Origin of the sequence: Marinobacter adhaerens HP15, from assembly GCF_000166295.1 — a bacterium.
Classification (GTDB): Bacteria; Pseudomonadota; Gammaproteobacteria; order Pseudomonadales; family Oleiphilaceae; genus Marinobacter; species Marinobacter adhaerens.
Map to the genome: position 1 here is coordinate 2,616,714 of NC_017506.1, position 21,164 is coordinate 2,637,877.

The 21,164-nt window shown below is 57.9% G+C and carries 21 protein-coding genes; 7 read left to right on the forward strand and 14 right to left on the reverse strand.

Annotated elements, in window-relative coordinates; genetic code table 11:
• Positions 1–107: 107 nt before the first annotated feature.
• Together HP15_RS12350 and HP15_RS12355 are read left to right on the forward strand one after the other, a co-directional pair.
• A complete protein-coding gene (locus HP15_RS12350; protein ID WP_008170101.1) occupies positions 108–371 on the forward strand; it encodes a hypothetical protein in 264 nt (87 codons plus the stop codon).
• A gap of 187 nt (positions 372–558) precedes the next feature.
• A complete protein-coding gene (locus HP15_RS12355; RefSeq protein ID WP_041645371.1) occupies positions 559–1,194 on the forward strand; it encodes an endonuclease in 636 nt (211 codons plus the stop codon).
• Between the two features lie 89 nt (positions 1,195–1,283).
• Here the strand turns inward: HP15_RS12355 and HP15_RS12360 are convergent, their stop codons facing one another.
• The 9 genes from HP15_RS12360 to bioB all read right to left on the reverse strand — a co-directional run bounded on the left by HP15_RS12360 (position 1,284) and on the right by bioB (position 10,935).
• Positions 1,284–3,074, reverse strand: a complete 1,791-nt coding sequence (locus HP15_RS12360) for an acyl-CoA dehydrogenase C-terminal domain-containing protein (RefSeq protein ID WP_041645374.1) — start codon at positions 3,072–3,074, stop codon at positions 1,284–1,286.
• 211 nt (positions 3,075–3,285) lie between these two features.
• Complete coding sequence (locus HP15_RS12365) at positions 3,286–5,085, reverse strand: acyl-CoA dehydrogenase C-terminal domain-containing protein (protein WP_041646288.1); 1,800 nt, start codon at positions 5,083–5,085, stop codon at positions 3,286–3,288.
• Between the two features lie 269 nt (positions 5,086–5,354).
• Positions 5,355–6,023, reverse strand: coding sequence for a putative metalloprotease CJM1_0395 family protein (locus HP15_RS12370; RefSeq protein ID WP_014577775.1), 669 nt, complete (start codon positions 6,021–6,023; stop codon positions 5,355–5,357).
• Positions 6,024–6,045: 22 nt separating this feature from the next.
• Positions 6,046–6,291, reverse strand: coding sequence for a flagellar basal body rod C-terminal domain-containing protein (locus HP15_RS12375; RefSeq protein ID WP_014577776.1), 246 nt, complete (start codon positions 6,289–6,291; stop codon positions 6,046–6,048).
• Between the two features lie 51 nt (positions 6,292–6,342).
• Positions 6,343–7,035 (reverse strand): dethiobiotin synthase, encoded by a 693-nt coding sequence (gene bioD / locus HP15_RS12380; protein ID WP_014577777.1) that lies wholly within the window; start codon positions 7,033–7,035, stop codon positions 6,343–6,345.
• Between the two features lie 22 nt (positions 7,036–7,057).
• The gene (bioC, locus tag HP15_RS12385; RefSeq protein ID WP_169702160.1) at positions 7,058–7,888 is read right to left on the reverse strand and encodes a malonyl-ACP O-methyltransferase BioC; all 831 of its coding nucleotides are present in this window, start codon (positions 7,886–7,888) and stop codon (positions 7,058–7,060) included.
• Positions 7,876–8,631 carry an alpha/beta fold hydrolase gene (locus HP15_RS12390; RefSeq protein ID WP_041645377.1) on the reverse strand — a complete coding sequence of 252 codons (756 nt, stop codon included), beginning with the start codon at positions 8,629–8,631 and terminating at the stop codon, positions 7,876–7,878. Before HP15_RS12390 ends, bioC begins: the two co-directional genes overlap by 13 nt.
• Positions 8,628–9,803, reverse strand: coding sequence for an 8-amino-7-oxononanoate synthase (bioF, locus tag HP15_RS12395; protein ID WP_014577780.1), 1,176 nt, complete (start codon positions 9,801–9,803; stop codon positions 8,628–8,630). Before bioF ends, HP15_RS12390 begins: the two co-directional genes overlap by 4 nt.
• A gap of 73 nt (positions 9,804–9,876) precedes the next feature.
• On the reverse strand, positions 9,877–10,935 hold the full coding sequence (gene bioB, locus HP15_RS12400) for a biotin synthase BioB (RefSeq protein WP_008170083.1): 1,059 nt from the start codon (positions 10,933–10,935) through the stop codon (positions 9,877–9,879).
• Positions 10,936–10,976: 41 nt separating this feature from the next.
• Here bioB and HP15_RS12405 point away from each other — a divergent pair, with 41 nt between their 5' ends.
• Positions 10,977–11,720 (forward strand): ComF family protein, encoded by a 744-nt coding sequence (locus tag HP15_RS12405; RefSeq protein WP_014577781.1) that lies wholly within the window; start codon positions 10,977–10,979, stop codon positions 11,718–11,720.
• Here the strand turns inward: HP15_RS12405 and HP15_RS12410 are convergent.
• Positions 11,717–12,826, reverse strand: a complete 1,110-nt coding sequence (locus HP15_RS12410) for an NAD(P)/FAD-dependent oxidoreductase (RefSeq protein WP_014577782.1) — start codon at positions 12,824–12,826, stop codon at positions 11,717–11,719. The genes HP15_RS12405 and HP15_RS12410 overlap by 4 nt on opposite strands.
• 237 nt (positions 12,827–13,063) lie before the next feature.
• On the opposite strand from HP15_RS12410, the gene HP15_RS12415 reads away from it, so the two are divergent.
• Genes HP15_RS12415 through cmoB form a run of 4 tightly spaced genes read left to right on the forward strand, consistent with a single transcriptional unit; the run spans position 13,064 to position 16,247 of the window.
• On the forward strand, positions 13,064–14,080 hold the full coding sequence (locus tag HP15_RS12415; RefSeq protein WP_014577784.1) for a serine/threonine protein kinase: 1,017 nt from the start codon (positions 13,064–13,066) through the stop codon (positions 14,078–14,080).
• 34 nt (positions 14,081–14,114) lie between these two features.
• On the forward strand, positions 14,115–14,483 hold the full coding sequence (locus tag HP15_RS12420; protein ID WP_014577785.1) for a hypothetical protein: 369 nt from the start codon (positions 14,115–14,117) through the stop codon (positions 14,481–14,483).
• Positions 14,476–15,252 (forward strand): carboxy-S-adenosyl-L-methionine synthase CmoA, encoded by a 777-nt coding sequence (gene cmoA / locus HP15_RS12425; protein WP_014577786.1) that lies wholly within the window; start codon positions 14,476–14,478, stop codon positions 15,250–15,252. Before HP15_RS12420 ends, cmoA begins: the two co-directional genes overlap by 8 nt.
• Positions 15,253–15,254: 2 nt before the next feature.
• A complete protein-coding gene (cmoB, locus tag HP15_RS12430; RefSeq protein ID WP_169702161.1) occupies positions 15,255–16,247 on the forward strand; it encodes a tRNA 5-methoxyuridine(34)/uridine 5-oxyacetic acid(34) synthase CmoB in 993 nt (330 codons plus the stop codon).
• A 54-nt stretch (positions 16,248–16,301) separates the two neighbouring features.
• On the opposite strand, the gene HP15_RS12435 is transcribed toward cmoB, so the two are convergent.
• The 4 genes from HP15_RS12435 to hflK form a co-directional block, all read right to left on the reverse strand.
• On the reverse strand, positions 16,302–17,597 hold the full coding sequence (locus HP15_RS12435) for an adenylosuccinate synthase (RefSeq protein WP_014577788.1): 1,296 nt from the start codon (positions 17,595–17,597) through the stop codon (positions 16,302–16,304).
• Positions 17,598–17,680: 83 nt separating this feature from the next.
• Positions 17,681–18,862: an ATP phosphoribosyltransferase regulatory subunit gene (locus tag HP15_RS12440; RefSeq protein WP_014577789.1), complete on the reverse strand. Its 1,182-nt coding sequence runs from the start codon at positions 18,860–18,862 to the stop codon at positions 17,681–17,683.
• Between the two features lie 174 nt (positions 18,863–19,036).
• Positions 19,037–19,912 (reverse strand): protease modulator HflC, encoded by an 876-nt coding sequence (hflC, locus tag HP15_RS12445; RefSeq protein WP_008170064.1) that lies wholly within the window; start codon positions 19,910–19,912, stop codon positions 19,037–19,039.
• A 2-nt stretch (positions 19,913–19,914) separates the two neighbouring features.
• Positions 19,915–21,102: an FtsH protease activity modulator HflK gene (hflK, locus tag HP15_RS12450; protein WP_014577791.1), complete on the reverse strand. Its 1,188-nt coding sequence runs from the start codon at positions 21,100–21,102 to the stop codon at positions 19,915–19,917.
• Positions 21,103–21,164 lie beyond the last annotated feature (62 nt).

Consider the following 21,164-nt stretch of genomic DNA (forward strand, 5'->3'; position numbering starts at 1 on the left):
AATCAAACTCAGCCTTCGTTGTGCCCTGTTGGCCCTGCCGGCCCCTTGACAGTTTTTTACGATCGGGCGCATTGTAAGCACACCAACAATCCAAGGAGGTGCTTGATATGAGTCTTCAAGAAGAACTCAAGAAGCTGTCGGAAAAAGTGAAACAATACCGGGATGAGGCGCGCGTCCAGATGCATCTGGCCCGTGAAGACGTTAAGGACGAATGGGAGGATCTCGAACAGGATTGGGATCGTTTCAGAAGCAAGATCGATGAAGTTCTGCACGATGCCGAGAACGCGTCTCAGGAAGCTCGTCAGACCGCATCAAAACTTGGCGAAGACCTGAAAACCGGTTACCAGAACATCCGCAACAAACTGAAGTAATACTGTTAACCCGTTAACATTACGCCACAAATTTCTAGCCTGGAGGCTCCGTGGTTTGGAGCCTCTGTGCCATACTTCACAGTATCCGTGAACAAAGCGTCATTGTTTTGACCCGCTTGATCAGATCCTGACCAGTGAGGCCCGAATTGACAGGGTGCTTGAACACACTGCGAGGTATAAAAGGCGTATGAAACGATTCTTACTGATACCCACAGCACTTGGCCTATTGCTCACCACTACCCTCGTGATTGGCCAGAATACCCGGTTCAGTGATCCAAAAACCGTTGTTACCGATCACTTCTGGGGCGACCTTTACGCCAGTGGCGGCAATTCCTTCTTCTGCAACACCGCCTTTACAAGCAAAGGATTCGTTCTGACGGACGGTTATGTCTATCCACTGGCCGATGTCCGCAGCGCACTCGACTGTGGCACCTCGCGTCAATGTGAACAGGATAACCGCTACCGTCAGATCGCGTCCGACATGCACAACATGGTACCGGTGCGCAGCCGGACCGAGATGGGCCGGCGAAACGCTCGTTACGAGGACCTGGGCTCGTCAGTAAGCGAAGACGAATGCGGCATTCGCCAGAGCGCCCAGTTCTTTGAGCCCCCGGGGCGGGTAAAGGGAGATGTGGCGCGCACGGTGGCCTACATGGTGGACACCTATGATTTGCCCTGGCTTGGCTCCTCAGCGGTGTTCAAGGGCTGGAACAGGCTGGACCCGCCGGATGATAGCGAGCTGACCCGTCATGGCCGCATTGTCGAAATCCAGGGTAATGACAATCCCTTTATTACCAATCCGGAGAGAATGGAACGACTCTGAGAGTCCGGGAAACTCGTCCTGCTGACCAGTTAACCATAAAAAAACAGGCCCGAGGGCCTGTTTTTTTGTGCCTGAGTCTCGCTGGCTAATCAGAACTCTTCAGCCGTCAGCGCCATCATGGAGTCGCTGCCGCTGCGAATACCTTCAGCCAGTGAAACGGTCTTGGGCAGCAGGCGGTCAAAGTAGAAGCGCGCGGTCTTCAGTTTACCGCTGTAGAATCCGGAGGTATCTGAATCCGCCTGGGGCGCAGCCGCTTTGACGATCTTCGCCCACATATAACCCAGAGCGGTCAGGCCAAACAGATCCAGATAGTCCACAGACGCTGCCCCAATGGCATTCGGGTTATCGCCAGCCTGTTTGATCACGTGCTCGGTAACGTCATCAAGACGCTCAACCGCAGCAGCAAGCGGCTCAAGGAACGGGCGCAGATGATCGTTACCACTGTTCTCCTCCAGGAAGTTTGCGACGTCCTGGGCAAACAGCTCGTAAAGCTTGCCCTGGGTGCCGACCACTTTCCGGCCCATCAGATCCAGTGCCTGGATACCATTGGTTCCTTCGTAGATCTGGGTAATCCGGCAGTCACGAACCAGTTGCTCCTGGCCCCACTCGCGGATGAAACCATGACCACCAAAGACCTGCTGACCCATGATGCAGGTATCAAGGCCGCGATCGGTGAGAAATGCCTTGGCCACCGGTGTCAGCAACGCCACCATACCTTCGGCGTGTTTGCGACGCTCATCATCCTCGGCAAACTTGGCGATATCCAGCCACTGGGCCACGTACGTTGAGAAAGTACGACCGCCCTCCACATAGCTTTTCATCGTGAGCAGCATGCGCCGGACATCCGGGTGCACGAGGATTGGGTCTGCCGCCTTCTCAGGCTGTTGGGCACCGGTCGGTGCACGGCTCTGGATACGATCAAGGGCGTATTCCCGAGCGCTTTGCAGAGAGGCTTCGGCCGCGCCGATCCCCTGGATACCAACGCCCAGGCGCTCGTAGTTCATCATGGTGAACATCGCCGCCAGACCCTTGTTTTCTTCGCCGACCAGCCAGCCTTTCGCGCCATCGAAGTTCATTACGCAGGTCGCAGAACCCTTGATGCCCATTTTCTTCTCGAGGGAACCACAACTGAAGCTGTTGCGCTCACCCAGGGAACCATCGTCATTCACCAGGAACTTGGGTACCAGGAACATGGAAATGCCCTTTGGACCTTTCGGCGCATCCGGCAGTTTGGCCAGCACCAGGTGGATGATGTTCTCCGCCATGTCGTGCTCGCCCCAGGTGATAAAGATCTTGGTACCTGTAACGTTGAAGGAGCCGTCATCGTTCGGTTCCGCCTTGGTGCGGATGATCCCGAGGTCTGTGCCGGCGTGGGGCTCGGTCAGATCCATGGCGCCGGACCAGACACCGGAATACATGTTAGGCAGGTACTTTTCTTTCAGCTCATCACTGCCGTGGGCGTCCAGCGCGAGGCAGGCGCCGGCCGTAAGCATCGGGGCCAGCCCGAATGCCATGTTGGCACCCTGCATCATTTCCTCGAACTGCGCGACGAGGGTCTTAGGCATGCCCATACCGCCAAAGTCCGGGTTGCCGCCAAGACCGTTCCAGCCGCCTTCAACGATGGTCTGGTACGCTTCCTTGAAGCCCTCCGGAGACGTTACCTCACCGTCGTTCCATTTGCAGCCCTGCTCGTCACCCTCGCGGTTCAGGGGCGCAAGTACACCACTGCTGATCTTGCCGGCTTCTTCAAGAATGGCGTCCGCCGTTTCCGGGTCAACATGCTCGGCAACCTTGGGCAGTGAGGCCCACAGTGCGGGGGCATCGAAAACCTCATTCAGAACAAAGCGCATGTCACGTAGGGGTGCCTGATAATCAGCCATCTAAAACTCTCCAAAAATTCTGTCAGTCTGTTCAGGTGGCAAAAGGGCCTCAGTCTGGGCCAGTCACACCTGCTCGGGCTATGTGTCCGCTGAAGATTATTTTTATGGGCGCCTATTCTACCCTAAAAGCGGACCGCAACTCATGAAAAAAGCCCGCCTCCGGGGAGCGCGGGCTTTCTGTCCTCTGGAACCGTCCTTCGGTGCCCGCGCCTTAGATGGCGAAGGCTTCCTCCGGCATGTCCATCAGGCTGTCAGCGCCAGCCAGCATGCTTTCTGCGTGGCCCTTGGCCCGGGGCAACATACGCTTGAAGTAGAAGCGCGCAGTCTGGATCTTGGCGTTGTAGAACATCTCTTCAGTGGTACCCTCAACCATCTTGTCCAGGGCAACCTTGGCCATACGGGCCCACAGGTAGGCAAACACTGCGTAACCGGAGTACATCAGGTAGTCCACAGAGGCCGCGCCCACTTCCTCACGGTTCTTCATGGCAGACATACCAATTTTGGTGGTCAGCTCGCCCCATTCCTTATTCATCGCCGCCAACGGCTCGATGAATTCCTTCAGCTGCTCGTCTTCCGCGTTTTCCTTGCAGAACAGATGCACCTGCTTGGTGAAGCCTTTCAGGGATTCGCCCTGGGTCATCAGAACCTTGCGGCCCAACAGATCCAGCGCCTGAATACCGGTGGTGCCTTCATAGATCATGCCGATACGGGCGTCACGAACGTTCTGCTCCATGCCCCACTCGGAGATAAAGCCGTGACCACCAAAGACCTGCATACCCAGGTTCGCTGCCTCGTAACCGATTTCGGTCAGGAACGCCTTGGCGATCGGTGTCAGGAAGCCCAGCGCCTCATCGGCTGCCTTGCGCTCTTCTTCGGTTTTGCCGCTGTGAACAACGTCTGCCTGCTGTGCCGTCAGGTAAATCAGGGCACGGGCGCCTTCGGCAACCGCTTTCTGTGTCAGCAGCATGCGACGAACGTCCGGGTGAACAATGATCGGATCAGCAATGCCTTCCGGGTTCTTCGGACCGCTCAGTGAACGCATGGCCAGACGCTCTTTGGCGTAGGCGAGTGAACCCTGGAAGCCCAGCTCGGCGGCACCCAGCCCCTGGATCGCGGTACCGATACGTGCAGTGTTCATGAAGGTGAACATGCAGTTCAGGCCCTTGTTTTCCGGCCCGATCAACCAGCCCTTGGCGCCGTCGAAGTTCATCACGCAAGTGGCGTTGCCGTGGATACCCATCTTGTGCTCGATGGAACCGCAGGAAACGGCGTTGCGCTCACCAGCAGAGCCATCTTCGTTCGGCAGACACTTGGGCACGATAAACAGGGAGATGCCCTTGGTGCCTTCCGGTGCGCCCGGCAGACGCGCAAGAACGATATGGACGATGTTCTCGGCCATGTCGTGCTCACCGGCAGATATAAAGATCTTGGTACCGGTGATGGCGTAGGTGCCATCGGCATTCGGCTCGGCCTTGGTGCGCAGGGTGCCGAGATCGGAACCGCAGTGCGGCTCGGTCAGACACATGGTGCCGGTCCACTCGCCGCTGATCAGCTTGGTGAGGTAAGTCTGTTTCTGCTCTTCGGTACCATGCTCTTCAATGGTGTTGGTTGCACCGTGGCTCAGGCCCGGGTACATGCCAAAGGACCAGTTGGCGGTGCCCACCATTTCACTCATGACCAGACCGAGAGAGTGCGGCAGTCCCTGGCCACCGTAGTTGGGATCGGCGGTCATGGACGGCCAGCCGCCTTCCACATACTGCTGGTAAGCTTCTTTGAAGCCAGTCGGTGTCTTCACACCGTCTTCGCTCCAGGTACAGCCTTCCTTGTCACCCACCTGGTTCAGCGGAGACAGAACCTGCTCACAGAACTTGGCACCTTCCCCGATAATGGCATCCACCATATCCGGAGTAGCGTCTTCGGCACCTTCCAGGTTGGCGTAGTGCTGCTCGCTGTTCAGCAGCTCGGTCATTACGAATTTGATGTCACGCAGGGGCGCTTTGTACTCAGGCATGGAATCCACCTCGGTTCTCGGGCTCAGCTGAATCAGGTTTGACAGCTTCTGGCCTTGGGTTTGCTCAGACACCGCAACGCGATGCGCTGCAGCCTTAATTAAACACTTGTTTGAAACATACGTTTACAGGCACAGAATTGTCAATAGCCGGATGCAAAATTTGTGTTGCGAACTGTCACCGGATCACGCGCCACAGCAGCGCATGAAGCCGGATCGCACCTTAAGTGCCGGATATCTATGAAAGGACCTGGATGTTGGAAATTAACCGGTCAGGCAGACACCGGTTGGAAAGAAGAAACGCGGTTTTCGTCACCACTCTGATCAGACTCTCCCATGGCGGAGACCTCACGATAAGCATCGCTCGCGGTTCTTGACGAAGCGCCCGTTTCGGCGGCCAGCTCCGACTGGGCCTGGAGCATGATCTGCATCGCCTGGGCAGCCACCGCTCGATCCTGGCCGGACGGCTCCGCCGGCGCCATGGCCGCCGCCCGGACAATTCGCATTTTCTCGATAGTGGCCTGGGGATCACCCTGCACCGGGGACAGATCAATGGAGACTTCACCTCCCACCGCATACTGGGCGCCGTCAGGCCCCCGCTGGTAGGTGAACGACATGGCGCCGGCGTACTGGCCGCCAACCGCCTGGTGCGCGGCTTCGTGGGCACGAACTTCACGATCCCGCGCTTTCAGCTCGGTCAGTTGTTTCAGCTCTTGCTCTGTGAGTCCCTGAGGATTGTCGGATTCCCCGCTCCGGGGCCCGGAGTCGGGATTTTCCCGCGCAGATTCGGCTTTGCCTGCAGCCTCAGTAGATCTGGCTCCGGCGGTCGGCGCCTCCGGCTTTGCCGATACTGGGCCCGTGGCCTGGACTCGCGGAGAAACCTGGCCCTGAAACGAGGCCGCTGGGATAGGTGGGGGAGCAGGGGGGAGAGATGAAAGCACGAGCCAGGCGCCCTTTCAGTAATCAGGCCATGATATCAAGCAGCGTTCCGAGTGTTTCGTCAGCGGTTTTCACCACTTGTGCGGACGCTTCGACACTTCGCTCGTAAATCTTGAGATCAACAATGGGTTCAACGAGGCTGCCCGCGCCTTCCGCGGTCCCCTGGGGACCATCAGTACCACCACGAGCAATCTTGCGGGCGGCATTTTCCATACCCACCATGCCATCCTGGATGCCCTGAATCCCAACTGCAAGAGTGTTACTGATCATAACTGCGCTGCCCGATGACCATAAATTGACTTCATTAAGCCACAAACCTGGTCAATTTTCAAACAGCCCATCGATATTCAGATAACCAGCCAGTATTTCAGGCCGCGCCTGCTCCAGCCACGGAAGAATACCCAGACAGGGCGCTCCCATGTGGTTAACCAGATAGTTCAGGGTGTCCTGTTCGCAACTCATGGGTTCAGGCTCGGTGCGATTGGCAACCCACCCTGCCACTCTGAGACCGTCACTTCTGATGGCCTCTGCCGTAAGAAGCGCATGATTAATACAGCCAAGGCGCAGTGAAACCACGAGAATGACCGGCATGGACAGCTGGCGCGGAAACTCTGAATAGGTTTCCCGATCGTTAAGCGGGACCCGCCAGCCGCCGGCACCCTCAACCAGCAGAAGGTCCGCCGGACGAATCTGCAATCCGCGGCAGAATCCAACCAGACGATCAGATGTAATGTGTCGCCCAGCCTGCTCAGCCGCAACATGCGGTGCAATGGCAGGCTCTAGCGCCACCGGGTTGATCAACTCGTAGGCCAGTGGCTCAGTAATGGCGTTCTGCAGGATAAGGGCATCTTCGTTGCGAAGGCCTTCCGGCGTCCGATCGCAACCCGAGGCGATGGGCTTCATCGCCAGGGTGTGCTTACCCATGGCCTTTGCCGCCTGAAGAATGGCTGCGGATACCAGGGTTTTCCCAACCCCGGTGTCGGTGCCCGTTACGAAAAAGGATTGCTTGGCCATGTGTATTTCCAGTTAACGACTCTTACGGTTTCTGCCAGTACACCCAGGCAGCCTCATAGCTTGCCATGATAGTGCCGTCCGGCTCTTTGGGGTACTGCCTGCACATTTCCCGCATCCGCCCCGGTGCCGTGGCCGCTCGTCGCCGGCCAGCGCCGCGGAAGCCCGCGCCAAGATGGCGAAGCTCACCCGCCAGGGCCATCGGCGATTCGTAGGGTAAGCTGATAGTGCGTTCTTCAACAACGGCATCCGGTAACTCGGCACGCACCTTGGCCTGCAAGGCAAGGTCAGTCTCGAAGCGATTTACGTGCTGATGGCCAGGATCCGCCGCCTGCCAGGCCGATTTCAACTCACGGAGCGTACCGTCAAGGAGTGTGGAGACCATCAGATCCCCACCTGGCCGCAGGATCCGCCGGCATTCCCGAAGCACGGCGCCGGGGTCATCACACCACTGAATCATGAGATTGCTGAAAATCACATCGACACTGCTATCCGGCAAAGGCAGGTGTTCGGCATCGCCCACGATCCAGCTGATTCCCGCGTGCCCATTCTTGCGAGCCTGTTCCAACATTCCAGGCGACAGATCAACCCCACTCAACGATTCAATCTGCCCGAAATCCGCAAACTTACGGGTAAACCAACCCGTGCCACACCCCAGGTCCAGCAATGTTAGATCATGATCCTGACTTTCCCGGAACTCGAACTTCTGCAGCATGGTATTGCCCATGAAGCGCTGCAGTCTTGAGGCACTTTCATAGGTGCCACTGGCAATGCCAAAGCCCCGGGCAATATCAGACTTGCGAGTGTCGGAAATGCCCCGGGCTATCTGGTTGGTCGAGATGCTCATAACGCCCATGACAACGCCTTTTGAGTGGCAAAAAACGCCTGTATCGCCTCCCAGCAATCCGAAGCCGAGCAGCCGCCCGGCCAGTGCGCCATACCCGGTACAACCGCATGACCGCTTGACGTCGGAATAGCGAGATCACCCGCCCACGACCTGACCACAATATCGTTCTCACCCATCACATGAAGGGCCGGTGTGGCGAGTGAACGCCATAACGCCCTCTGATCCCCGCTTTCCAGCCAGGCAAGACTCGTGACGAGGTGTTCATGCGAGACCAGAGTGCCTTTCTCAAGCCACGGCTTGAGCCTCTGCCGCTCCAGTTTTTCGTCCGCAGAACCGTTGATCATCAACAACAGAAAATGCAGCCAGTAGCGCTGTGGGTCCCGGCGGATACCACGGGCAAACGCCCGAAAGTCGCTTTCCGCCATACCATTGAGCCAGCGTTCGTCGGCCACAAACTTCGGAAAACCACCGAGGGTAATAACACAGGACACTGCACCGGTCTCACGCCCGGCGGCCTCCATCACAACCTGACTGCCCAGGGACCAGCCCATCCAAACTGACGGCTCCGGATAAAGTGACAACAGCTCGTCCGTCACCTCCGAGAGAGACTGGCAGCGGCTCAGCAGCTCATCGTCCAGAGACACGGCAACCACCTCCCCCGGCCAATAGCCATAGAGCCCAGATAACATCTCTGCACGAACGCCCCAGCCAGCAACCACCACCAGACGCGGACAGACCCTGCAGGAACTCATACCGCCATGTCCGTTTTTTGAACCAGATGCCGGCAGTCTGACAGCGCGGTCAACAGACAATCCAGGTTCGCCTGGGAATGAGCGGCACTGAACGTAACCCGCAAACGCGCCTCCCCCGCGGGAACCGTCGGCGGGCGAATGGCCGAGACCAGCAAACCGCGCTCCTCCAATGCCTGACTGAGCGCCAGCGCGTCGTGATTGTCGCCAACCATAATCGGCTGGATCGGAGTACGTGAAGGCATCAATTCATACCCCATGGCCGAGGCTTCCCGACGAAACCGCGAAACCAGACCCAATACATGCTCGCGGCGCCCCTGATCCCGCTCAATAAGATCCAGACTCGAAATGGTTGCCATGGCAAGAGCCGGCGGCATCGCCGTCGTATAGATATAGGTTCTGGCTTTCTGAACCAGATAATCCATCAGCAGCGATGGCCCGGCCACGAATGCGCCACTGGTTCCGACCCCCTTGCCCAGGGTGCCGATCAACACGGGGACATCCTCTTCGGACAACCCCGCTTCAGCGACGCTGCCCCGCCCTTCAGGTCCGAGTACGCCAATTCCGTGAGCATCATCAACCACCAGTAACGTATCGTGGAACCGGCAGACCCGGGCCAGCTCCGCCAGGGGCGCAATATCGCCGTCCATGCTGAAAACCCCGTCGGTCACCACCAACTTGTGCCCGGACGTCTCCGCCAGCATCGCCTCCAGCGCCGCGACATCGCCATGGGCATAACGTCGAACCCTGGCCCGGCTCAGGATACAGCCGTCGATGATGGATGCATGATTCAGCCGATCCGAAAAAATCGTATCGCCCCGCCCGGCCAGTGCCGAAATAACGCCCATATTCGCCATGTAGCCAGTGGAGAAAAACAGCGCCGAACTGCGTCCGGTAAACTCCGCCAGACGAAGCTCCAACTGGTGATGGGCATCATGGTGACCACAAATCAGATGGGAAGCCGCGCCCCCAAGGCCTGTTTCGGAAAGCGCATCACGGAGGGCCTCGATATTGGCAGGGTTATTGGCAAGACCAAGGTAATCATTACTGCAGAACGACAACAAAGGTTTGCCGTCAGCAATGAGAGAGGGCCTCTGAGGACCGGCTACATGCCGACGCGTCCGATACAGACCGGCCTGTTTCCGCTCTTCGAGTTCAAGGGCAAAATCCCGCACGATAGCACCTGGAGGTTAACTCAACGATCCGGGCAACGAGCGGGTGAGCTCGCTGCCTCCCAAGATCAAATACTCAGGCAGATTCCCGCGTAGCGTCGTAGAACATGTGACGGGTCGCCTCATACTCCACGGCCTCGGCAATCGCCTCCTCTTCCTGCTCCTCCGACGCACACTGCTCCCGCTGCTCTGGGCGAATACCGAGGCGTTTGAACAACAGCATATCGGCATCGGCCTCCGGATTGGCGGTGGTCAGGAGCTTCTCGCCGTAGAAGATCGAGTTGGCACCAGCCATGAAACACAGAGCCTGCATCTGCTCATTCATGTTTTCACGCCCAGCTGACAGGCGAACGTGGGAAGCCGGCATCAAGATCCGCGCCACCGCAATAATCCGGATAAACTCGAACGGATCCAGGTCCTCGACGTCCTCCAGAGGCGTGCCTTTCACCTTCACCAGCATATTCACAGGCACACTTTCCGGATGATGGGGCAGGTTCGCGAGCTGAACCAGCAGTCCGACCCGGTCATCCTCGTCTTCGCCCATACCCATAATGCCACCGCAACAAACCTTCATTCCGGCCTTGCGAACATTGTCGAGAGTGTCCAGTCGATCCTGGTAGGTTCGAGTGGTGATGATGTGGCTGTAGTACTTCTCAGAGGTATCCAGGTTATGGTTGTAGTAATCCAACCCGGCATCGGCCAGTTCTGCCGCCTGCTCCTCTTTGAGCATGCCAAGGGTCATGCAGGTCTCAAGCCCCAGGGACTTGACCTGTTTGACCATGTCCAGAACATAAGGCATATCCTTCTTCGAAGGGCTGCGCCAGGCGGCGCCCATGCAAAACCGGGAAGCCCCCTTTTCTTTCGCAGCCCTGGCCTCAGCCACCACCTTTTCAATTTCCAGCAGCTTCTCTTTCTCGAGGCCGGTGTTGTAATGACCGCTCTGGGGACAGTATTTGCAATCCTCCGGGCAGGCGCCGGTCTTGATCGACAGCAAGGTGCTTACCTGCACCTCGTTAGGATCAAAATACTGGCGATGCACACTCTGGGCACGGAACAGTAGATCGTTAAAAGGGAGTTCAAAAAGCTCGCGAGCTTCCTGCAGTGTCCAGTCGTGGCGGAGTTCTGTAGCGGTCATGTAAAAGTCCTGTTAACCTTTCCCGGTCTCTGGGTTTACGGATGAATCAGATGATAAAGGGACTGAACTGGCTGTCAACCTTCATGGACAAAAAGGTTAACAGCATCAGGCACGGCGGACTGTGTGTCGCCTGCCTTTCCTCACAGGCATTCAACGGTTTATGCCAGCCTTGCCGGGGCGACCTACCAGTGAACCGCTGGCACTGTCGCTGCTGCGCCCTGCCCCTGGCTTTTCCCTCCTCGGAGCTGCTCTGCGGTGACTGCATGAAACACCCGCCGGCTTTCGATAGCTCTTTTATTCCCTGGCGCTACCAGTACCCACTCGACGGCATGATTGGCCGATACAAGTATCGGGGCCAGCGCAAGTTCGGAAGACCATTGATGGCGGATTTTGCTGACTTGGTGCAGAAGGCTCGGCTCGATGGTGCTATCGCAATGCCAGAAGTACTGGTACCCGCGCCAATGGATGCGCGGCGACGCCGGCAACGCGGCTTCAATCAGGCCCAGGACATTGCCGAGACGATTGCCAGCACCCTGGACGTCCCGGTCGCCAACGGACTTGTCAGAAGGGTTCGCCGTGTCCGGTCTCAACGGGAGTTGAACCGGGAGGCCCGACTGGCGAATCTTCGCGGGGTATTTGAGGTCATCCCGCCAGTGCCAGAGCGAATAGCGATTGTCGATGATGTGGTGACCACCGGCGCGACCGTCAGGGTTTTATCATCAGCACTTCGGGAGGCCGGGGCCCGGAACATTCAGGTTTGGGCACTAGCCCGGACGCCAGGTTAAGACAGCAAAGCTTTTACACGTTCAGCAATTGCCAGGCAGGATGTTAAACCCGGCGATTCGATACCGAACAGATTAACCAGTCCCGGCAAACCGTGCGTCTCTGGACCATCAATCCGGAAATCCGCGAAGCCACCATCGGGGCCTATCAGCTTCGGTCGGATGCCGGCATAGGCGGGCTGAAGTCGGGTCGGGTCGAGTCCTGGCCACCATTGGCGGATGCCTCTGGCGAAGCCTTCCTGGCGGCTGGGTTCCACGGTGTAGTCTTCCTTTTCGATCCACTCTACATCCGGACCGAAACGGGCCTGGCCAGCGAGATCGAGAGTCAGGTGGATACCCAGGCCCCCAGGTTCAGGAACCGGATAGATCAGGGTCCTGAAAGGTGTTCGTCCGCTGTAGCTGAAGTAGACGCCCCTCGCGAACCATTGCCGGGGAATGCAGTCGTCGGGCAGACCTGCCCAGTTTTTTGCCAGCGGGACGGCGCCGAGCCCGGCGGCGTTAATGACATTTTTCGCTTCCAGAATTAGCGGGGTTTCGCCTGCCACGTTTAGACGGTGCCGCTGGCTATCCGATTCAGCAGCCGCTACCGGCGAGCGTAGAGCGAGCTGGCCGCCGGCATCATGGAGCTCGCCAAGCAAGGACAGCATCAGCCCGTGGCTGTCGACAATACCGGTTTCGGGAGACCAGAGCCCCGAGCTGGCGCAAATACCCGGAACACCTTGGGCGACTCTTTCGCCATCATAAAACTCAAGTTCAACACCATTGCTGGCTGCCGCAGCCTTAATATCACAGAGCTTGTCATTCTGTGCCTCGTCGACGGCAACAATCCACTTACCGCATTTACGGTGTCCAACCTTGTGCGTCAGGCAGTAATCATAAAGCTGCTGTCGGCCCTCAACACACAATTCCGCCTTCAGTGACCCTTGGGGGTAATAAATGCCGGCATGAACGACTTCGCTGTTTCGTGAGGAGATGCCCTCACCAAACCGGTCTGAGCTTTCCAGAACGATGACCTCATGCCCGGCTCTCGCCAGAGCGCGGGCAATAGCCAGCCCAATGACACCGGCGCCGATGACAACGGTTTGTGTTTCAAAGTTTTCTTGGTGCACTCTCGTTCGCCTTCACCCCACTGCCGAGGTATAGAGAATACCCCATTCTAATACCTGCAAGAACGTCGTTCTGTCTTTGCGACTCATTACTAGTGGAAAGATAACGGTTATACTTGGCTGCGACGAAAAATACTCGCCTTTTCCGCACTGGCATTGCCCGGTCGGAGCTGGACGAAAACTGGTACCATCTGCAAACCATGAAATCCAAATACGACACAAGGCTCTGAAACGCCCTTTATGACCCATGACCCCTCACTTGCGGCATCCACCCACCCCTACGATTCCCTGACGCCGGATATCATTCTGGATGCTATGGAAGAGGCAGGGTTTGCGGTAAGTGGCCGGCTGTTCGCGTTGAACAGCTATGAAAACCGGGTCTATCAGGTAGGCCTGGATGAAGGCGCCCCGGTAATTACCAAGTTCTATCGGCCGGGCCGATGGAGCGAAGCGGAAATCCGCGAGGAACATACATTCACCCTGGAGCTCCTGGAAGCCGACATTCCGGTTGTAGCACCCATGAAGCTGGCGACCGGGGACACGCTAGGACGCCATGGTGAGTTCCTGTTTGCGGTATTTCCGCAGCGTGGCGGGCAAGCACCAGACACAAGTGTTACCGATACCCTTTACCGGCTGGGGCAATGGCTGGGGCAGATCCACAATATTGGCGCCAAAAAACCGTTTGCCCATCGCTCGGGCATGGATTTGCTGGATGGCATCGAAGCCAGCAATCGGCTTTTGTTACGGGGAGACTGGATTCCGACGGATCTCAGGCCAGCCTGGGACAGCCTGATTCCTGACCTGCAAAGACTCTGTGCCGCTCGGGTTGACGAAGCCGGCCCGGTGGAAAGCCTGCGACTTCATGGCGACTGCCATGCCGGCAATATTCTCTGCCGGGACGAACAGATGCTGTTCGTGGATCTCGACGATTGCCGCACCGGACCCGCCATTCAGGATATGTGGTTGCTGCTGAACGGAGACGACTTCGAGCGCGGCGCCCAGTTGGGAGAGTTGCTGGAAGGCTATGAAATGTTCCGTGATTTCAATCGCCGCGAGCGCCACCTGATTGAGCCGCTACGCTGCTTCCGGCAGATTGCCCATTGCGCGTGGCTGGCAAAGCGCTGGGATGACCCTGCATTTCCGCGCTTCTTTCCCTGGTTTGCCCAGCCACGGTTCTGGTCAGACCAGATTCTGTCGCTCCGGGAGCAGTTATCAGCCTTGCAGTCACCGGCCATCACGGTGCCGGGACAATACTGACCAACACTTTTAATTCGTTTGATTTGAGGTATGCATGAGCCAGAATGAGGCCCGTTACACCGTCCGTAGCCTGATCGTAACCGCTGTGGTTGCGGCTATTGGCACCGTTCTTGTATTGGAGATGAGCGGCAGGATCAACCACAGCGAGAACAAGGATCACGTGCCTGTTGGCGATTTCCAGGCCATCCATGTAACCGAGGAGGATCCGTTTCGCATGTCGCCCAAAGCCTCGGAACTGCACGCCGTGTGCGAAAATGGTTACCTGGCAATTGCCGCCGATGTGGATCCCTCGTTCCGGGGAATCCTGGTGGACTATAAAAATCGCGGCGTACGCTGCTCAAGGCCCTCCCCGACCGGGCCTGCCGTTCTGCCCGCCCCCGAGACTCCGGACACCAATGAATAAATCCCGCAAGCCGTCGGAGGCACCCGAGCAGATCACGGACCGGCTGTTTGCCACAGAGCGCCGGCCGGAGGACTTCCGATTCGACGCATCGGTGGCAAGGGTGTTTCCGGATATGATCCGGCGCTCGGTGCCGGGCTACACCACCATCATTCCGATGATCGAGGTTATCTCGGAGCAATATGCCCAGCCCGCCACCAACTGCTATGACCTGGGCTGCTCACTCGGCGCTTCCACGCTGGCAATGCGCCATGGTATCGCCCATGCGGACTGCAGCCTGATCGGAGTGGATAACTCGAGCGCCATGATCGAACGCTGCGAGCATTACATTGCACTGGACGACAGTGCGCTCCCCGTTACCCTCAGGTGCGAGGATATTCTGGACACCGAGCTGAGTAATGCTTCGGTGACCACTCTGAATTTCACCTTGCAGTTTGTCGATCCGGAGAAGCGGGCCGGCCTGCTCGCGCGCATTGCTGATGCCACGCGTCCTGGCGGTGTCCTGATCCTGTCGGAGAAAGTTCGCTTTGAATCTGAAGACGAGCAAGCCATTCAGACCCGACTGCATCACGAATTCAAGCGCGCCAACGGCTATTCGGATCTTGAAATAAGCCAGAAACGCACGGCGATCGAACAGGTGCTGATTCCTGAAACACTGGCTGCGCACAAGGCGCGCCTGTTGTCGGCAGGTTTCGATGACGTGGTGGTGTGGTATCAGTGCTTCAACTTTGTTTCCATGCTCGCCATAAAGGCCAACCAAACCACCGAATGACCATGGCAGACTTTGACTGGAAAGCCCGGTTCGGGCCTATCATCGATGAACTTGAGAAAGACGGCCTGGAGCACTGGGCGACGCAACTCCAACAGCAACTGACCCACCGCTTTGAGGACCGCCCCCACGGCGATCTCGATCGCTGGCAAGCTGCCCTTGACCAGCTACCCGGTCTGACTCAGGTAGACGCGCAACTGGACCAATCCGCGGTAACCCTGACCTCCAGACAGCCCCTGACCGTGGCACAACGGGAGCAACTGGAACTCGGATTACGCGGCCTGATGCCCTGGCGCAAAGGCCCCTTCAACTTCTTCGGTACCTACATCGATACCGAATGGCGCTCTGACTGGAAATGGGACCGCGTGTCGCCCTATCTTTCAGACCTTTCTGGTCGTCGCATACTGGATGTGGGTTGTGGCTCCGGGTATCACTGCTGGCGCATGCTGGGCGAAGGCGCGGGTCGGGTGATCGGCATCGACCCGGGGCTGCTGTTCCTGTTCCAGTTCTTCAGCGTCAAGGACTACCTCGGTGATGTCCCGATAGACCTGCTGCCCGTTCGGATGGAAGACCTCCCCGCCGACCTTGAAACCTTCGACACCACCTTTTCCATGGGGGTTCTCTATCATCGGCGCTCACCGCTCGATCATCTGCTTGAACTGAAGGGGACGCTTCGCAGGGGCGGGGAACTGGTGCTGGAAACACTTGTCGTTGAGGGCCCTGAGGGCTTCAGCCTGATGCCCGAGGATCGCTATGGGCAGATGCGGAACGTCTGGTTCCTCCCCTCCTCCGACACACTGCTGCGCTGGCTGGACCGCACCGGCTTCCGGAATGCCCGGGTGGTCGATGTCACCCCTACAACCACAGAAGAACAGCGAAGCACCGACTGGATGCGTTTCAACTCCCTCCAGGATTTTCTGGATCCGTTCGACCCCACAAAAACCGTGGAAGGATACCCGGGGCCGTTGCGTGCTACCGTGATTGCCGAGAAGCCCTGAACACAAAAAAACCGCCGTGCCTTTTGGGCAGGGCGGTTTTTTTAACGCTGGCGATTACTCGCCGAACGGGTGACGCAATGTAATCGTCTCGATACGATCCGGACCAGTGGATATCACATCGATCGGCGCCTCGATCTGCTCTTCCAGGAAACGGATGTAGGCCTTGGCGTTCTCCGGCAACTGATCAACGCTGGTCAGGCCAACGGTGCTTTCGCTCCAGCCGGGCAGTTCCTCATAAACCGGCTCGATGTCCTTGTAGCTGTCGCAGCCGATGGGCGGCCGGAAAATCTCGCCGTTAGGCGTCTTGTAGCCTACACACACCTTCACGGTTTCCAGTCCGTCCAGCACATCCAGCTTGGTCAGACAGATACCGGACACACTGTTGATCTGGATAGCGTGGCGCAGAGCCACCGCATCGAACCAGCCACAACGGCGGGCGCGCCCAGTTGTAGTGCCGACTTCGTTGCCCTTCACTGCAAGGTGGTTGCCCATATCGTCGAACAGTTCGGTCGGGAACGGTCCGGAGCCTACACGGGTGGTATACGCCTTGGTGATCCCCAGCACATAGTCGAGGAACAACGGGCCGAAGCCGGAACCGGTGGCCGTGCCGCCAGCGGTGGTGTTGGAAGAAGTCACGTACGGATAGGTGCCAAGATCGATATCCAGAAGCGAGCCCTGGGCACCCTCGAACAGGATATTCTCTCCACGCTTACGGAAATCATGCAGCATGTCAGTCACGTCTGCCGCCATGGGCAAAATTTCCTCGCCCATCTGCTTCAGCTCTTCCAGTGCGGCATCAATGTCCTCAGCCTCTTCCTTGAAGTACTCGGTCAGGATGAAGTTGTGGTACGACATGATCTCCCGGAGCTTCATTTCGAAGTCGGCGGGATTGCACAGATCGCCCAGGCGCAGGCCACGACGGGAAACCTTGTCTTCATAGGCCGGGCCAATACCGCGACCGGTTGTGCCGATCTTGTCGACGCCACGAGCCCTTTCACGGGCCTGATCAATTCGAACATGAGTACGCAAAATGATCGGGCACGCCAGGCTGATACGCAGGCGATCGCGAACCGCCACATCATTGGCTTCCAGCTCGCGCACTTCTTTCAGCAGAGCCTCGGGCGACAGGACAACACCGTTGCCGATGAGGCAATAGACGTGTTGCCGCAGAATGCCGGAAGGAATCAGGTGAAGCGCTGTTTTCTTGCTGTCAATTACCAGGGTATGACCGGCATTGTGCCCGCCCTGGAAGCGGACAACCGCTGCAACCTTGTCGGTCAGCAGGTCAACAATCTTACCCTTGCCTTCATCACCCCACTGGGTGCCCAGCACAACAACATTTTTACCCATGATTCTCTCTCAATGCGGCTGCCCCGCAGGACAGGCGTTTCGCAAATTTACCTGTAAATGAATTCACCGAGGCCCCGGGGGCATCAGCCCAGCTTCTGCACAACCCATTGGCCACCCTGTTTGACCAGCTCACGGTCACAGCCTCTGGCGGCAGGGTTAACGCCCTCGTCTTCGGGAAGGGCACGAACAACGGTTTCCGTCATTCTCAGACCGGAGATCACGCCTTCCAGGGCGGGGTCGTCATCCGCCGGCGCCCAGACAGCGCCGGCACTGCGAGTCACGCGCTCGCCAAGAGAGACGAGCGAGCGAATATCAAGACTGAATCCCGTTGCCGGGCGGGCGCGGCCAAAGTCACTTCCGATGGCATCATAACGGCCACCCTTGGCCACGGAATCGCCGTGGCCCGGCACGTAGGCTGCGAACACCAGGCCCGTGTGGTAGTTGTAGCCACGAAGCTCACAGAAATCGAATCCGAAGCTGATATCCGGGTAATCTCTTCCCAGCATGTCAGACACACGCCCAAGCTGGTCGAGTGCCGCGTCCAGGCTGTCAGAGGCACCCTGCAGGATCCGACGGGCCTCGTTCAAGGCTTCCGGGCCACCACTGACCCGGGCAAGCTCACGCAAACGAGCACCCGCAGAGCCTGGAGGGCAATGACCGAGCAGTTGATCAAGCTCCGGCACCGATTTACGGGCCATGGCATCAAAAATGGCGCTCTCCGTATCCCGATCAAAGTCCGCCTCGCCGATCAGACTCTCATAGATGGCAACGTGAGCCAGATCCAGATGGATACGGGGCAAGCCGGCAACCCTGAGGGTTTCCAGCATCAGGCTGATCACTTCCATATCCGCTGCTTCGGAGCCACTGCCAAACAGTTCGCAGCCGGCCTGAATCGGTGTTCGACCTGTCAGCATGTGCCTTGGGCGGGTGTGGAGTACGTGCCCGGCATAGCAAAGACGGGTGATCCCTTCCTGGCCCAGGGTATGAGCATCAATGCGCGCCGCCTGAGGCGTCATATCGGCGCGAACACCCATCATCCGCCCGGTCAACTGATCGGTGAGCTTGAAAGTCTGAAGCTCCAGATCGTTTCCGGTTCCGGTAAACAGGGATTCGAGATATTCAATGAGCGGTGGGATTACCAGCTGGTAGCCCCAGCGCTGGCAGGTATCCATTACATCCCGACGCAGGGATTCGATCCGTCCGGCCAGTGGGGGAAGAATGTCCTCTACCCCGTCTGGCAGTAACCAGCGATCAGATACTGTCATGAGATTCCGTTGTCCGTTATATCCGCTCCGGCACAGTCGGCTGGGGGATCACACAGGATTTAAGGCGGCACTCGGCAAAAGCCCGACACAAAACCGGCAGAATTTTACACGGTTGCCGGGCACAAAAAAACCGGAATACAGAGGTATTCCGGTTTTTGGTCTCAACGTGCAGGGTTAACGGGCACCCTGCGGATCGTTCAGGAACTTCATGAACGCGCTGTTGGAATCAATCACCATGATGTCATCCTTGCTCATGAAGGTATTGCGGTAAGCCTGCAGGCTTCGGTAGAAGCTGTAGAATTCCGCGTCGGAGCCGTAGGCATCGGCGTAAATTCTGGCCGCTTGACCGTCACCTTCACCCCGGGTTTCTTCTGACTGGGCAAAGGCTTCAGCCAAAATAACGGTTCTCTGACGATCCGCATCGGCCCGAATACCTTCGGCCAACTCCCTACCCCGCGAACGGAATTCCTGAGCCAGTTTCTCACGCTCGGTCGCCATCCGACGGTAGACGTTTTCGCTCACCTGACCCGGGAATTCGATAGCCTTGACACGAATGTCCAGGACCTCGATCCCGAATTCATTCTGGGCGGTCTGGTTTACGCGATCCCGCAGAGTGTGCATCAGCTCATCCCGCTGGCCCGAGACCACTTCGACCATGGTCCGGATACCAAACTCGTCCCGCAGGCCGTTATCAACACGGGAGGACAACAGAGACTGAGCGCGGAACTCGTCACCGCCGGTCGCCCGATAAAACTGGTCCACATCACGGATCTTCCAGGCAATATACGAATCCACATCCAGCGGTTTCTTCTCCACGGTCAGATACTGCCGTGAGGGCAGATCCATGGTGAGAACCCGGATGTCGAATTCACGAACCTGGTCGATAACCGGAACCTTGAAATGGATACCGGCCTGGATATCGGTCTCTACCAGCTCACCGAACCGGAGCAGAACACCCCGATGGGTTTCCGGAATGATGTACACACTGGACAGTACCAGCAGGACAACGATCAGGGCGCCTGCAAGGCCCACTACACCTTTAGGTCCCATAATTATCTGCTCCTCCGAACGGTAGTATCCTGCCTGCTTCGCAGTTCCTGAAGAACCTGATCAGTCAGGGTCTGGATGTCCACGTTGCCCTGGTTGTTGCCGGAGGATGATCCACCGGTATGGGGCAGCGAGCCCCGGGTCAGTCGATCAAGCGGCAGGTACATCATGTTGCCACTGCTCTCCGTGTCAACCAGGATCTTGCTGCTGTTAGCAAGGACTTCTTCGACCGTCTGTAGGTACAAACGTTCGCGAGTGACTGTCGGAGACATCTGATAGACGGCCAGAAGCTCAAGGAAACGCGAGGTCTCACCACGTGCCCGCTCGATCACCTCTTCCTTGTAGGCGTTGGCTTCTTCGATCATGCGCTGGGCCTCACCACGAGCCTCCGGAACGATCCGGTTGCGGTAGGTTTCAGCTTCTTCCTTCACCCGCTGCTCGTCCTCACGGGCCCTCTGGACTTCACGGAAGGCATCCTGGACCGCTGGTGGTGGCTGGGTGCTTTCAACGTTAACCCGCACCAATTCCAGGCCGGTGCCGTATTCCCGCAGGAACATCTGGAGCCTTTGCTCGACCCGCACGGCCAGTTCTGCACGACCTTCGGTCAGTACGTCGTCGAGTGTCGAGCTACCGACCTCGTGACGGATCGCACTATCCGTTGCAAAGGCCAGTGCCTGGTTGGAGTCACGCACATTCAGCACGTAGGCTTCTGCGTCGCCAACGCGGTACTGCACCTGGAGGTCAACCGTTACCAGGTTTTCGTCCTGGGTCAGCATCTGGCCACTGGACTCAGCGGTACGCACGTTAGTCACGCGGACCTTGGTGACGCTATCGATCAGCGGCACCTTGAATCTCAGGCCAGGATTCTCGGTCTGGTGGTATTCACCGAAACGGAGAACCACCGCCCGCTCCTGTTCGTCCACGGTATAGAAGGACTGGAAGATGACATAGCCGACCACCAGTATGGCTGCCAGTGCGAGAATCGCACCAAAACCACCGGCGCTGCCGCCGCTACTGCCACCGCTGCCGCCGGACTTGCCACCCTTGCCGCCCAGCATCTTGTTGAGCTTGTCGAGACCTTTTTTCAGCGCCTCATCGAGGTCTGGCGGCCCCTGATCATTGCCGCGTCGACCACCACCGGTACCCCAGGGGTCATTGTCGTTACGGTTTCCACCCGGTTCGTTCCAGGCCATAGTGCTCTCCGTTACTGACTTATAAATAGAATGGCTGCAAATACTAGGGATTTATCTCCGCC

Excerpts from the sequence above, each read along its gene's own strand:
- HP15_RS12350 (WP_008170101.1), top strand. The coding sequence starts at position 108 with ATGAGTCTTCAAGAAGAACTCAAGAAGCTGTCGGAAAAAGTGAAACAA.
- HP15_RS12355 (WP_041645371.1), top strand. The coding sequence starts at position 559 with ATGAAACGATTCTTACTGATACCCACAGCACTTGGCCTATTGCTCACC.
- HP15_RS12360 (WP_041645374.1), bottom strand. The coding sequence starts at position 3,074 with ATGGCTGATTATCAGGCACCCCTACGTGACATGCGCTTTGTTCTGAAT.
- HP15_RS12365 (WP_041646288.1), bottom strand. The coding sequence starts at position 5,085 with ATGCCTGAGTACAAAGCGCCCCTGCGTGACATCAAATTCGTAATGACC.
- HP15_RS12375 (WP_014577776.1), bottom strand. The coding sequence starts at position 6,291 with ATGATCAGTAACACTCTTGCAGTTGGGATTCAGGGCATCCAGGATGGC.
- bioD (WP_014577777.1), bottom strand. The coding sequence starts at position 7,035 with ATGGCCAAGCAATCCTTTTTCGTAACGGGCACCGACACCGGGGTTGGG.
- bioC (WP_169702160.1), bottom strand. The coding sequence starts at position 7,888 with ATGGGCGTTATGAGCATCTCGACCAACCAGATAGCCCGGGGCATTTCC.
- HP15_RS12390 (WP_041645377.1), bottom strand. The coding sequence starts at position 8,631 with ATGAGTTCCTGCAGGGTCTGTCCGCGTCTGGTGGTGGTTGCTGGCTGG.
- bioB (WP_008170083.1), bottom strand. The coding sequence starts at position 10,935 with ATGACCGCTACAGAACTCCGCCACGACTGGACACTGCAGGAAGCTCGC.
- HP15_RS12405 (WP_014577781.1), top strand. The coding sequence starts at position 10,977 with ATGAATCAGATGATAAAGGGACTGAACTGGCTGTCAACCTTCATGGAC.
- HP15_RS12415 (WP_014577784.1), top strand. The coding sequence starts at position 13,064 with ATGACCCATGACCCCTCACTTGCGGCATCCACCCACCCCTACGATTCC.
- HP15_RS12420 (WP_014577785.1), top strand. The coding sequence starts at position 14,115 with ATGAGCCAGAATGAGGCCCGTTACACCGTCCGTAGCCTGATCGTAACC.
- cmoA (WP_014577786.1), top strand. The coding sequence starts at position 14,476 with ATGAATAAATCCCGCAAGCCGTCGGAGGCACCCGAGCAGATCACGGAC.
- cmoB (WP_169702161.1), top strand. The coding sequence starts at position 15,255 with ATGGCAGACTTTGACTGGAAAGCCCGGTTCGGGCCTATCATCGATGAA.
- HP15_RS12435 (WP_014577788.1), bottom strand. The coding sequence starts at position 17,597 with ATGGGTAAAAATGTTGTTGTGCTGGGCACCCAGTGGGGTGATGAAGGC.
- HP15_RS12440 (WP_014577789.1), bottom strand. The coding sequence starts at position 18,862 with ATGACAGTATCTGATCGCTGGTTACTGCCAGACGGGGTAGAGGACATT.
- hflC (WP_008170064.1), bottom strand. The coding sequence starts at position 19,912 with ATGGGACCTAAAGGTGTAGTGGGCCTTGCAGGCGCCCTGATCGTTGTC.
- hflK (WP_014577791.1), bottom strand. The coding sequence starts at position 21,102 with ATGGCCTGGAACGAACCGGGTGGAAACCGTAACGACAATGACCCCTGG.